This is a genomic window from Paenibacillus sp. Cedars (assembly GCF_003184205.1).
Classification (GTDB): domain Bacteria; phylum Bacillota; class Bacilli; order Paenibacillales; family Paenibacillaceae; genus Paenibacillus_AQ; species Paenibacillus_AQ glucanolyticus.
On record NZ_CP020866.1, the window covers coordinates 4,651,596 to 4,665,189 of the forward strand.

At 48.9% G+C, this 13,594-nt stretch carries 11 protein-coding genes; 1 reads left to right on the forward strand and 10 read right to left on the reverse strand.

Going from position 1 to position 13,594, the window contains the following annotated elements; genetic code table 11:
- Positions 1-68: 68 nt before the first annotated feature.
- The 7 genes from B9D94_RS23070 to B9D94_RS23100 form a co-directional block, all read right to left on the reverse strand.
- Positions 69-2,027: a copper amine oxidase N-terminal domain-containing protein gene (locus B9D94_RS23070; protein WP_148248066.1), complete on the reverse strand. Its 1,959-nt coding sequence runs from the start codon at positions 2,025-2,027 to the stop codon at positions 69-71.
- Positions 2,028-3,015: 988 nt separating this feature from the next.
- Positions 3,016-3,357 (reverse strand): hypothetical protein, encoded by a 342-nt coding sequence (locus B9D94_RS23075; protein ID WP_006208531.1) that lies wholly within the window; start codon positions 3,355-3,357, stop codon positions 3,016-3,018.
- Positions 3,358-3,409: 52 nt separating this feature from the next.
- Positions 3,410-5,656 (reverse strand): outer membrane protein assembly factor BamB family protein, encoded by a 2,247-nt coding sequence (locus B9D94_RS23080; RefSeq protein WP_036641101.1) that lies wholly within the window; start codon positions 5,654-5,656, stop codon positions 3,410-3,412.
- 196 nt (positions 5,657-5,852) lie between these two features.
- Entirely contained in the window at positions 5,853-6,182 is a 330-nt protein-coding gene (locus B9D94_RS23085) for a hypothetical protein (RefSeq protein WP_006208529.1), read from the reverse strand.
- A gap of 217 nt (positions 6,183-6,399) precedes the next feature.
- Positions 6,400-7,617: a sensor histidine kinase gene (locus tag B9D94_RS23090; protein WP_148248846.1), complete on the reverse strand. Its 1,218-nt coding sequence runs from the start codon at positions 7,615-7,617 to the stop codon at positions 6,400-6,402.
- 21 nt (positions 7,618-7,638) lie between these two features.
- Positions 7,639-8,331, reverse strand: coding sequence for a response regulator transcription factor (locus B9D94_RS23095; protein WP_006208527.1), 693 nt, complete (start codon positions 8,329-8,331; stop codon positions 7,639-7,641).
- Between the two features lie 144 nt (positions 8,332-8,475).
- On the reverse strand, positions 8,476-9,660 hold the full coding sequence (locus B9D94_RS23100; RefSeq protein ID WP_148248067.1) for an acyltransferase: 1,185 nt from the start codon (positions 9,658-9,660) through the stop codon (positions 8,476-8,478).
- A 231-nt stretch (positions 9,661-9,891) separates the two neighbouring features.
- Here B9D94_RS23100 and B9D94_RS23105 point away from each other — a divergent pair, with 231 nt between their 5' ends.
- Positions 9,892-10,638 carry a class I SAM-dependent methyltransferase gene (locus B9D94_RS23105; RefSeq protein ID WP_148248068.1) on the forward strand — a complete coding sequence of 249 codons (747 nt, stop codon included), beginning with the start codon at positions 9,892-9,894 and terminating at the stop codon, positions 10,636-10,638.
- A gap of 126 nt (positions 10,639-10,764) precedes the next feature.
- Here B9D94_RS23105 and B9D94_RS23110 read toward each other — a convergent pair whose 3' ends face one another.
- The 3 genes from B9D94_RS23110 to B9D94_RS23120 all read right to left on the reverse strand — a co-directional run bounded on the left by B9D94_RS23110 (position 10,765) and on the right by B9D94_RS23120 (position 13,511).
- Positions 10,765-11,514 (reverse strand): SDR family NAD(P)-dependent oxidoreductase, encoded by a 750-nt coding sequence (locus B9D94_RS23110; protein WP_006208524.1) that lies wholly within the window; start codon positions 11,512-11,514, stop codon positions 10,765-10,767.
- Positions 11,515-11,720: 206 nt separating this feature from the next.
- Positions 11,721-12,209, reverse strand: a complete 489-nt coding sequence (locus B9D94_RS23115) for a cation:proton antiporter regulatory subunit (RefSeq protein ID WP_006208523.1) — start codon at positions 12,207-12,209, stop codon at positions 11,721-11,723.
- Between the two features lie 81 nt (positions 12,210-12,290).
- Positions 12,291-13,511 carry a cation:proton antiporter gene (locus B9D94_RS23120; protein ID WP_036641084.1) on the reverse strand — a complete coding sequence of 407 codons (1,221 nt, stop codon included), beginning with the start codon at positions 13,509-13,511 and terminating at the stop codon, positions 12,291-12,293.
- Positions 13,512-13,594 lie beyond the last annotated feature (83 nt).

The window sequence follows — 13,594 nt, forward strand, 5'->3', positions numbered from 1 at the left end:
ATGAAAAAACCTCCGGATCAAATGTTTCCATTCGAACCGGAGGTCCTCTAATTCATTATCATTCCAACCTATTCGTACTCAAACACCGCATCCGGCGTCAGCGTTACATTTGGAGCATAACTCGGCATCTGACCGGTCTCCTGCAAGTATTGCTCGACAATCCGGTTAGCATCAACCAGGGAGGTCAGCATCCAATCCTCATAGAGCTTGCCAAATTTCTTGAGGAGCCATTCTGACGTATATTCATTGGACAATGTAAACAGGGAATAGATCTCACGCACGGTATTGGTACGCTTGCGGCCATTATCATCCGTCCAGGTAACCTTTTTATTCAAGTCTACCTTGCGGATATCTTCTGTTTTGGTAGCCAGGATGCCATTCTTGTATTGAAAATAAATCCGCAAGGATTTTTCGTATTCATGGCCTTTAAGCAGTTTCCACCCAGCCATACTCCCGCTTGCATTGACTGCAGACATTTTGCTTTTACCAGAAGTTCCTCCTGAACTGGAGTTCTGCGCCTTCTTCTGCTCGCCCTCCACAACAAATTGTGCTGATCCCAGGGCGACGGTCATTTGCTGTTTGGATGCATCCCACTTTAGCTTTGCACCCAGCGCTGCGGTTAACAGGTCCGCTGACACCAGTGTCTCCCCCTTATTCTGGATCGGAGCTCCTTTCATGTTTACGGTTTTACCGTTGATCTTCGCCTGTTTACTACCCGCCTTAACATATATCTCCGTCTCCCCTATGGTAATATCAAAGGTCTTGGAAGCTGCCTGATACTGAACCGTGCCTCCCAAAGCTTCAAATACCCGCTTCAGCGGCAAATAAGTGATACCCTTCTCCTGCTTGGCGTTCTCGAGCGGCTTGCCAAGTCCCGAAACAATCTTGACCGATTGCTTCTTGCCGGCAATATCCACCGTCAGAGTGGCTTCACCCACACCTAGGATTTTGTAGGCTCCCTTCTCTACCGCTTTGATGATGTGCGGCTTATCTACAGACAAAGCGATCATATTGCCCGGAATCTTGTGTTTCTCTCCATTACCATACTGAAATTCAACAGTTGGAGTAATGGAGCTTCCTACCTTCGGCTTACTATTCGATACTTTTAGCGTAACGCTGGTAATGCTTGGAACTGGCACATCGTATTGTTGTCCGTTATCATACTCTATCCATGTGCCATCCATTAATTGTGCGAAAAAGCTTTTGGAACCTCCAATTCCCACAATCTGTTGAACCCCGCTGATCCCGTTCAACGGGTTCATTTCGAATGTTTGGGTGAACACATCCAATTTGGCATTCCACACAGTCCCATCCTTTTTCACAATAATCAACTTCTGTTCTTTACCAAAAGAAATGTCAGCTGCATCTTGAATCAGTTTTTGTGACAGGTAGGTTGTGCTGCCATTAATGCGAAGTGTACTGAACAGTACGAGCCTTCCGTCATTATATAAAATAGCGGCATAGTCGCCGGCCACTTTAATTTTGCGAATGGAGTTCACATCCGTCACTTGACCCAGGGCCACGGGCTCCGGCGTATAGGCGCTATTGTGATACAATACTGTCCCCGACTGGGTAACACCACCGATAATACCCTTATTCTCATCAAATATGGAAATCCCCTCAAAGCCCTTTACGGCTTGCGGTTTGGAACTATCCAGGCGGTTAACGTTGCCATCAGAGGTCAGCCAGTAGCCTTGTCCAACCTGCTTTACGTTACTCTGGCCCGCCACATTCTGAAAACCGGATTCTCCCCACATGACCAGTCCACCAGCATTGTTCACACCGAATCCGTACTCGCTTGATCCCGCAATCTGTTTCAGGTCCCCACCCATAGGAAGCGGGATTTTGGTCATTGGAAGACGGGTATAAGTAACCCAAGCTGTACCATCCTCCATTAAGGGTGTGCCATCAGGCAGCAGCATCGCAATCTTAGAGCTTGCCTTGCCCGACTCGCCATAAGCAGCTCCGGCAGCTGTCGGGACTATCATACACACCGCTAACAGCAGCATTAACATTTTTTTTAACATGCATGAACCTCATCTCTCTTAGAATGTATCACTTTCAAATCTAGTTATTTTGAACCAGGAATATTATACCATTCAATAGAATGAAACCATATTAAAATTTGGCAGCGTTGCTGATGGTGGCGGTGGTAACAGGGTGGCATGGCGGTCCTGGGGGCACGGTTGCGTGGCAATGGTGGGGATGGTCGCATGGCGGTCCTGGGGCACGGTTGCGTGGCGGCGGTGGGGGCATGGTCGCATGGCGGTCCTGGGGGCACGGTTGCGTGGCGGCGGTGGGGGCATGGTCGCATGGCGGTCCTGGGGGCACGGTTGCGTGGCGGCGGTGGGAACGTAGCCGTGAGGGGAGGGTAACGGTGGTGGTGACAAGGTGGCGGTAGTGGTGGTGGTGTGACATGGTGGCGATGTGGCAATGGTGACGTAGTGGTGGTGGTGCTGCCGCTCTTGGGGCTAACGGACAGAGGATACGTTATTTAGCTGGAAAAGTGTTGTTTTTGAGACTAACGGACATGAGATACGTTATTTGTGATATGAGTCAGCAATTTGTTTGTTTTATGAGGTAATAAGGGATCCTGAGTCCGTTAGATTCAAAAAAGGGCTTAAAAGAGGCAAATAACGGATCTGGAGTCCGTTAAGATGTCGGAACAGCGGCAAGAACCTGGGTTACTCGCGTAATAGTGGTGTTGGCGACCAACCCCAGAATCTTTGTACACGGGGCTTGCAATCACCACGGCAGCAGCTCCTTCAACAGCCGTGATCCGGATTTCCGCAACCGATACATCCAAAACTTGATGCAGACACCAACCGTTAGGAGGGCGCTCCATCCTTTCATCAGTCTCCACAACTAACAGCCACTCGTTCTCAGGAACGAGCAGCAACTCCCTTGCTGTACCGGTTCTGAGGGCATGGGCAATCAAGATTGATGTGCCAAATCGCAGAAAAAACGTCCCTAAAGCCTGTCTCCAGACTTTAAGGACGCCTCCCTATACCTCACTCAGTTTATACGCTCAAACACTTTGAAACTCCTGTCTTCTTGCAGAGCTACCAACGTATCATCATTCACGATATAGATCTCCGTGCCTTCTTGAAGTTCATTCGACGATAGGTTCGTATCCGGGTATTGATCCGGCTCGAGCTGCTTCTGAATCCTACCCGCCAAGGTCAAATCTGCATCGGCAAAAACTTCCGCAGATTCGATGCCCTTTCCGATATACTCTTCATCGTTATAATTTAACACAGACGCATAACTCACTGACTGCTTGCTCCCGCAGCCCAAACACAGGATTAACAATAAACTGATGACAGGAATCCCTGCTAACTTTAGCCTGTTGCCCACAAGTCCTCCTCCTTTATAGCCTTTGCATTACCGTTTTTCTATAAAAAAGAGATTACAGCAGCTCATCCAGACGCGCCTCTAATTCTGCCCTATCATAACGAATGAATGCCCCATTCACCGTTCCAACCAGCACCTCATGCTCCGTTATGTTCAGCGCGCCATTTCTTGCATACTGCTCACGCAGGTCAACGTTGCCGGTGATCACATGCTGCAACCTTCCCAAGCTCTTGCCGGTCTCCTTGTTCAGCACCACCAGATCACTGCCAAGGCTTATAAGCAGGTAACGGTCCAATATTCCATAACTGCTGCCAACCAGATGGGATACATCTTCTTTTGCTTGCAACGAATGATCCATCTTCCAAATCACGCTGCCGGTCTTCTGATTCACAGCGGCCGGGATGCCGTTCAAGGTTAGATAGACTCTCTCGCCCTCAATAATTCCGCGGGAGGCCCTTCCCTTCAGCGTCCAGACTTCCTTCCCTTCAACGCTGTCATACAGCACGCTTTCGTAAGCGGTCGCCCCGCTGAAATACTTCCCGTTCAGCGCACGCTGCACCAGCAGATACCGCTCATCCAGCACCTCAAACCGTTCCATTTCGGAGGCTGGATAAACGCCCTCCCGCTCACCGGTCCTCGTATTGAACAGAACCCACTGGCTGCCCAGCAGCATCCATCTTGTCGTAAGGTCCGCTGGCGCTATCGGATCATAACGATATCCTCCCGTAAAATACGAATCCCGGGTCGGATCGTCCATTGTCCTTTTCCCGACGTTGTCATACCAAACGGCTTTGCCGGTTACAGGATCATACCCTTCAAGCCGCCCATTCTGTTCGATGAGTATGTACGGATCATCGCCCTGGCTTAACAGACGGTGGTCGCCAGTCAGCGTCTTTTTCCAGCGCAGCTTGCCGGTTTCCTGATCCAGCACACTCAGCAGACTCCGGGTTTCATGCAAATTAAGCGGTTCATCCAGAACAATCGCGTCTTGCACAGCCGTCATGGTCAGGCCAAATTCATTCTTCGGCTTAACCTCCCACAGCACTTTACCATCCGATAGCCGGATATGACGCACCCTGGCCTGATAATTTTTGATGACGGGATTGAAGGCCGAGAACATCGTGACATGCTCGCGATCCTTATCTATTACGGCCGTATACCAGCCAAAACCTGCATCCTCCTGCCACAGTTTCTTGCCTGTACTTCGATCGATGGCATACAGGGATGAATGATCGTGCATGCCGCTATAACCGCCGTCATCTCCCTTGAGGAGCAATACGTCCTCATTGGCCTCCAGTAGGAACGTATAATTCAGATTGCCCTGATTTCTCCAGGCGGGGTCAGCCTCTATCGTCTTCAGCGGCGGTACAGCGGCAAAATGATAGGTAAACTCGTAGTCATCACCAGCACCTCTACGCTCAAACACTCCCGTTGCAGGCATTGTCCATTCGCTAGCCACCAGCTTTCCGGCAGGAGAGAAGGTGGCTGTATAATGTACATCCCGCAGCTCATACCTCCAGGTTTCACCCAGGATCATCGGTTTACTGGAGCTCTGCTCCTGATTCCGTGAGGTCTCCCTCACCTGCGGCTCTCCGAGCAGTTTTTTCACATAAGAAGAGCTGGTTCCTTTCTTGAAAAGAAACTCCGTCAAGTTGCGCACCACATCGGTCGATAATTCAGACTCCCCATCCAGCAGTCCGTCGGGCAACGTCTGTTTGCTTGCTATGTCCTTTCCTTGCACCCACATCATCGCCGGGCGATAGATCTGGTAATCATCCTTCCACTTGGCAGGAGGGATGATAACACCGTACCAGTCCTTCCACTGTGCGACGGCAACGAGTGACATTCCGGCAGCTGTTACCGGCCATCTGACCCCGCTCCCGGGAGCCAGGTATAGACTGCCGCTACTGCGCAATTGAAGCGAGAGCGGGGAAATTTCTTGGCTTAGTGCTGCTTCCTTGGTCGCATACCACGTCGGGAGCCACAAGTCTCCTCGGGAATCGGATTGGATATAGGACATTTCGTCTTTCACGGAGCTGATCCGGAGCACTTCTCCCTTGGCTCCATAATAACTTGCCTTAAGATCTGTCAGATGGCTGTTCTTGGTAAGCGCACTAGGAAAAAGGGCGGTCTTCTGCCGGATCGTGACCGTTTGACCTGCTTTAATAACGTCTGCGGCACCAGCAACGACAACACGAGCGCTCTCCTCCGTCCGCTGAGCCGGAACCCAAATGAGCGATATACTGACGGCTGTCACTATGCCGATGAACCATCGCTTTCGGATCGATACACGTGAACTCACAGGAACCATCCTCTCCAATACAAGCGTATATATGGTAAACGCTATTATAAGACAATATGTTCCATAATCCAAAGAAAAAGCTCCCTTTCGCGAAGGGAGCTTTTTCTTGTTTCTCTCGTTGTTGCGTAAATAAGGTAATCCTCTCACCGGATACGGCGTGGTATTTTCAACGGAACACGACTTGCCGGCTTTCCCTTCATCGTCGTATTTCCAATCTCTTGCCCGAGTCATATAGTAAACGGCCCTGCGGCACCTGCTCCCCCGTCATTTGCCTTGTACGATGAGTCACCCCATCCCACACTTCACCCCATAACTTCTCTATAAAAGATGCAGAAGAGGCAGGCGAATCCTTATGCATTTCTGCTGTTGATCCCTTAAGGCTTTTGCCGCTTGGAGTTAACGCCTCTCTGTAAGACATCCGGTCCCCTCCGCATCCCGATACAAACAAGACCATAACAATCAGACCCATTGCCAACCATACCATCGTAAATCCAGCGTTCTGCTTCGCATGCTGCAACAAACTCATCTTCGCTGCCTCCTTATGTACTTCCTGAAGGAAAGTATAAGGAACATATCTTATCAACCAGGCTTCCAAATCCTTAACGATTGCTTAAATTAAACTGAACAATTACATCGGGCATGCGATTACCAGCGTGAAAACTTTCTTATCTTATTTGTCAACAAAAAACGCTCCCTTCAAAGGGAGCGCTCCGTCAAGTACCCGCCAGCCTGTATAGCATCCATCATATGACTTTAGGGAAAAGCGTTTCGAAGGTCGTTCTCCGCTCATCGCTCCGCACCCGGATTTCGCCGCCCTGGACCTCCACAATGCTCTTCGTAATCGCCAGTCCCAAACCGGTGCCGCCCGTCTGCTTCGAACGAGAGCCTTCCACACGGTAGAAGCGGTCGAATATGAAGGGCAGATCCCGCTCGGGAATCGGATCCCCATAGTTGGTGAAGCTGATGCTCACCTGATCCCGATCGCTTCGGACGGCGATGTCGATGATTTTGCCGGATTCTCCGTACCGGATCGCATTGGATATCAGATTCTCATAGGCACGGACAAGCTGCGCGCCGTCTGCCATGATGATGAGGTCTTCCTCTGCCGTTAGGTTGCATTCCATCCCGGATTTCTCCAGAGTCGGTACCGATTCCTCGATAAGCTGCCTGATGAACCGGACCATATCGATCTTCCGGATGTCCAGCGGGAGCCCATTATTAATCCGTGTATATTCAAACAGATCATCAATTAGCCTTTTCAGATTTTGGGCTTTCTCATAAGCGATATTTACGTAATATCGCAGCTCCACCTCATCCTGATATCGATCCTCCTCAATCACCTCAAGGAATCCCAGTATCGAGGTAAGCGGAGTCCGCAGGTCATGAGAAACCCCTGTAATCAGATCATTCTTGGTCTTCTCGGCGTAGCGCTCCTCCAGAATGGATTGATGCAGCTGCCTGCTCATCTGATTGATGCTCTCGGCTACCTCGCCCAGCTGACTGCCGGAATAAACCGGAATTTCGGTATCGAAATTCCCTTTGGCAATTTCACGAAGCCCGTGCGTAATTTCCTCCAGGTAAGCGTTCAACTGCTCAGTCATGTGATTAATGCTGGAAGCAACGCTGCCTAATTCATCCTGGGTTTTGAGCTCGATTTTGGAATCGAATCGACCGGCTGTAATTTCCTGAAGTCCTGTCTGGATCTTCTGCAGATCTAACACGAACCATCTTGTGGTCATATAATAGCTGGCAAAAAAGAGAATGATGCCCGTGAGCATCATGACTGGCTCCGAGCCAATGTTATTGATGAGCCAGGCAAGCGGCGAATTGATCGCCGGTATGCTGAGGATCAGCGTGCCTAATGAATAGAGAATAATAAGCAGGGCAGCCGTAATGCCGATGCTGCTGAGCAGCATGAGCATCATCTTCAGGCGGATGCTATGGAGCTTCATTACTTTCAAGTCTGTCACCTCTGCTTAAGTTTACTCTATCTTGTACCCGATTCCCCATACGGTTTTTATATACTCCGGCTGCTGCGGATCCTTCTCGATCTTCTCACGCAGCTTGCGAATATGGACCATGACCGTATTTTTCGATTCCATGAACGGCTCATTCCACACCTCGGTATAAATCTTGTCCATGCTCAGCACCAGCCCGCGGTTAATAGCCAGCATATGCAGCAGGGCAAACTCGCGCGGTGTCAGCTTGATCTCCTCGCCCGCCACCGTGACCCGGTGTGAAGCCACGTTGACAATCAGCTCATCGATCTGAATCTCGTTCTCGTTTCGTACCGATCTGCTGTTCAGGTGTTTGTATCTGCGCAGCTGCGATTTGATTCTGGCAATCAATTCGAGCGGACTGAACGGTTTGGTCACATAATCATCCGCGCCGATGCTGAGTCCTGCGATTTTATCAATCTCCTGGCTCTTGGCGGACAGCATGATGATTGGCGTGTTATTCTCCTCCCGGATCTTCATGCAAGCCTCTATCCCATCCATCTGCGGCATCATGACATCGAGGATGATCAAATCCACCTTCTGCGTTTTCAAAATCTCCAGCGCTTCCAGTCCATGAGAGGCCGTGAGCAGCTTGTAGCCTTCATTTCTCACGTAAATCTCCATTAATTTAATAATTTCGGTTTCATCGTCTACCATTAGTATCGTAACTAAAGACATGGCTCCTCCTTGATATGCAACTGACAGGAGAACGTCTACCAGACGCAAGCCTGTGCAGTCGAACCGCGCTGCGCGGCAGTTTCTATCCTGATGTTAGACAGCCGTGCCCTCGCTTGGCATACGTCCTGGCTGCTGCGAAGCGAACTATGAACCAGAGAGCGGCACGGCAGGTTGATCGGCAGGCTTGACGAATTTCTTCGATTTCGGAATATTGCCGAATATTACCCAAGAGCCTGGTATATAGCGCACCGTAAGCTCGACAACGATCCATGAGAAGCCTAATGCGGCTGCAAAACCCCCGGCATACCACAGATGGGTAATAATCGAGCTCCCCGTGGCAAGCGGGAATTCACGGTAGATGAGCAGGAAGAACGGATGAATTAAATAGATTCCAAAAGAAATGGCCCCCAGTCTCTCCAGCGCAGGTGTCCAGCCACGAACCCCGATCCGATAAAATAGAATAGCAAGCTGGAGCAGCACCAGCGCCCCCAAATAGGTATGTGCATTCCACATCAACTCGTACAGCGTAGAATTATAACTCGTTCCGTGCAGACGATTGTTGTAATAAATGTAGACATGACCAAGACCCGCAGCAGCCCACATTACCCACAACATCACCCAAGCCGTAACGCGGTATGGCGTAACATTCGCACGGCTGATCACAATCCAGGCTTTCAGTTTCGGATAATAGATGCCGATAAAAGCTCCCAGCATGAAATAGGCCATGTAGGACAACGCCCAGCTTCCCTTATTCGGTACCTGCCAATAATACTTATTCATAAGTATAAACGTCCACTGGATGACCAGTCCAATCGGTATCGCCCATTTCGCAAGCGACGGCAGTTTCTTGAACAACCACAGAGCAAGCGGAAACAGTGCGTAAAACTGAATGCTGATAAAGACAAAATATAGATGCGTATAGGCTTTGCCGGTCAGCAGCTTCTGGACAAAACTCTCCATCGTGTCGCCAAACGGTCTGCCTTGATAATACAGGTAGTGAAGCAGCACGAAGTAGAACACCGAAAAGAGCGTGTAAGGAATGATAATATATAACAGTCTTTTTTTGTAAAACCCGCCAATCAGCTTCTTCGTCGTGGGACGATCATAGTAATTGTAGAAGAGGACCAGACTGCTCAAAAATATAAACGTAGGCGTTCCGTACTTCATAAAGATATTCATGAAATTGTAGATAAAAAAATACTTGGACTCCGTCATGGCGGACACCGCATACGACGTAGAGTGAACGGACAGGACGCCGAGAATGGCAAATGCGCGTACCAGCTGCAGTTCGGGAAGACGCTCCCTTGGCAATACATTCGTTTTGTTCATAGAATTACCCTCTCATCTGAAGTCCGGTTATTTTCGTGTGTTAGACGAAACGGATTCATAAAGTATATAGGACAGTTCTTAACGCTATACTTCCAAATCCTTAACAATTACTTAAGATTCTGGTCCCTTCTCCTAACATAATTCTTCTTGATTGCATGAAATCCTTGGACTTACAATTAAATTATCTTTCCAATCGGGGTAAAATGGGAATATGGAAGGTGGTTCATATATATGAATTCACAGGAGTACAAGCAATTTTATGATACCGTAGGAGCCTTGAACGGCTGGGACTTCAGCCAGATCAGATGTTCTTCAGAAGGCGTGGAATGGGATTTCTATGATCAGGTCAGTCGATTATGCACAGCTTCCGATGTTCTGCTTGATATCGGTACTGGCGGCGGAGAGAGCCTGTCGTCTATCGCCTCCCACGCAGCATTGCTGGTTGGGATCGATCTTTCCCACACCATGGTTGAAACCGCCCGGCGGAATATGCAGCGGACCGCGATTTCCAATGTACGCTTTGCACAGATGGAAGCTGAGTCGCTCTCATTCCCTTCGGAATTTTTCAATATCATCTCATGTCGGCATTCCCCTTTCCACGCATCCGAAACTGCCAGAGTCCTGATGGAGGATGGCGTATTTCTGACGCAGCAGGTTCGCGAGTGTGATAAAGCCAATCTGGTACAGGCCTTTGGAAGAGGACAATCCCTTCGTCCGGACGGCAGCCTGAAGGAACAGTATACGAAGGAACTCCAGCTTGCCGGATTTCGCAATATTCATTATGCCGAATATGATGCAGTCGAGTACTACGAGCGCGAGGAGGACCTGATCTTTCTGCTGAAGCACACACCCATCATTCCTCGATTCGGTCAGGAGGAAGATGATTTCCGTATCCTTCAGCAGTTTATCAGCGACCATCGCACCGATCGGGGAATTCGGACGAATGCCGCGCGGTTTATGATGATAGCCCGAAGATAAGAGAAGTCGAACCACTATCTTTTATCCTCCGGATATCCATACCCCATATCAGCCTGCCATTAAACACAAAGAGCGCACAAGGGACAAGGCCCTTGTGCGCTCTTTTTTTGAGAGAGAAATTCCCTATTATCTCAGCATGATTGAACCGCCATCTACCATCAGTGTTTGACCCGTCACGTAGTCGGAATCGGAGCTTGCCAAAAAAACGGCCACGCGTCCGATATCCTGCTCGGGATCCCCCATTTTTTTCAGCGGAATTTTATCGACCATGCCTTGGTATTCTTCCGGGAATGCCTTGCTCCACTGCTCAACGCCCGGCGTCAGTGCAATGGGACTGATCAGATTGACGTTGATGCCGTCGGCTCCCCATTCGTTGGCGGCCACGCGGGACAGCCCGCGAATGGCTTCTTTTGCTGCGGCATAGGAGGCTTGGTTCACCATGCCCGACAGACCGGCACCGGATGCAAAATTAATCACTTTGCCCCGAGTTGCCTTCAGATGAGGATAACACGTCTGCATAAAATAAAACGTCGGATAAAAACCGGTATCAAACGACAACGCCATCACGTCATCGGTTGTATCCACGATAGGTACCTGCTTGGATACATGTGCATTGTTAACGAGAACGTCGAGTTTGCCATAAGTTTTCATAACATCATCAACAATACTCTGAATCGAGGATTTATGGGTAATATCACCGTTGATAAACATCGAATCACTGAACTCTTTCAGTCTTTTCTCCGTTTCACGCCCTTTCTCCTCATTCACGTCCACAATCACAACCTTAGCGCCTTCCTTAGCCATGGCAAAAGCCATGCCGCTGCCGATGCCTCCGGCACCACCTGTAATTATAGCTACTTTATCCTTGAGTCTCATGCTGTATGCGCCTTCTTTCATCAAAATGATAGCCTCACTATCAACGATAGAGCATTTCGTGGAGAATTTCAAATTGCACCTATATTATCCCGCTGAAATATGGAAGCATATTTCTTATGCATCAAAAAAAAGCAAGCCTCTCACCAGGAGAAGCTTGCTGTCCATATTCGGATATGGTCATCACCGATCAGTGAATCTTATCGCTATTAACCGTTGACCAGCAGCTCTTTCAACTGCTTGATCTGTTTACGCTCTCCCGCAAGCACCAATGTCGATCCCGCTGTCAGGATATCGTCCGGACCCGGATTGATTCTCTGCTCTTTCTTGTTCACAATCGCTAATACATTAGCACCTGTACGTTGACGAACCTGTAGCCCCGCAATGGATTGTCCCACGCATTTGTAATGCGGCTCAATTCGTGCCCATTCGATGATCAGATCCTCCAGTGTCACCTCAATGGTCTCCAATGCTTTCGGTTTATACGTCATGCCGCCAATAATCCCGGCGATTTGTCTAGCCTCGTCATCTTCTAAGGTAATCTGGGAGATGCTCTCCTCAGGATTGTCATCTTCAAAGTGGTACAGCTCTCTTCGGCCGTCGTCATGTATAACAACAACCAGCTTATCCCCTGATCTCGCCTGAATAAGGAACTTCTTCCCGATACCCGGCAGATCAGATTCGCGAATAATACTCATGTGTAAATCCTCCGTTCTGGGTTAATTCAATCTCTAGATTATATAGATTAGTTGGGAGAAAGTAAATCATCTCGGTCGTCCTTATGCTTTCCTTTTTTTCACTTTCTCCACAGGATCGGTCCATTTGAATAATTGATTCATTCCACGGTACACGCGTTTTGATTCTTTCGCTAGAAGAGGCCCAAGAATCGCGAGAATCAGAACATAGAGCGCAGAGAATGGTTTCAGCATTGCGGACAGTCCGCCCGCGAGTCCCAGATTGGCAACGATAATCGTAAACTCGCCCCGTGCCATAATAGTCAACCCGATGTTAAGCGACGACTTATGCGACAGTCCAGCCTTGCGTCCCGCGATCATACCAGCAACGAGGTTGCCGATAATGGTCAGCACCACGGCGCCAAGTGCCAGCCATAACGCATTTCCCAGGGTGGTCGGATCGATACCAAGACCAAAACTGAAGAAGAATATTGCCCCAAAAAAATCACGGAAAGGAATAACCAGCTGCTCAATCCGCTCGCTATGCTCCGTCTCGGATAGAGCTAGTCCAAACAACAGCGCACCGATCGCTTCGGCTACGTGCAGGGTCTCTGAGAACCCGGCAATAAAGAACATCGTTGAGAAAACAACAATAATGAAAATCTCGCTGGACGTAATATTCAGCAATTTGTTAAGTATAGGCGGGCCTTTTCTCGCAATGACAAAGAACAACAGCATGTAGCCAATGGAAATACAAACCGAGATGATCGTTGCTCCTACCGATGTCGCCCCGCCTAACAGCAGTCCAGACATGATCGACAAGAACACGGCAAGGAAAATATCATCGAACAAAATCATACCGAGAATAAGCTCCGTCTCCGCATTACCGGTGCGTCGCAGATCTACCAGTACCTTAGCCACAATCGCACTGGAAGAAACAGACAACATTCCTGCGATGATCAACGTCTCATACAGTGGCATATTGATCAGGAATCCGTAAGCAAGACCCAGTACAAAGTTCAATACTACATATACGGTTCCGCCTACCACAATGTTTCGTCCAGATTTGATCAATTTTTGAACGGAGAATTCAAGGCCGAGATAAAATAGCAAGAATAGGATACCCATCTGCCCCAGAAAATCAATGATTCCCTGGCTCTCGATAAACTTAAAATCCAGAATACCTATCGTTGGTGCATGTGGCCCTACAAGCATCCCCAGCACAATCAAGAATGGTATAATTGAGAACTTGAGTTTTCCGGCAATCGCAGAGGCTATAGCAACCAGAATCAGAGCAGTTCCAACCTCAAACATCATATGATCCATAGAAGACCTCCTCCTCCTCAAATTTTATTACTGGCAATCATTTCTATTATACATAAAAATGCATACATTTACAAAAATGCATC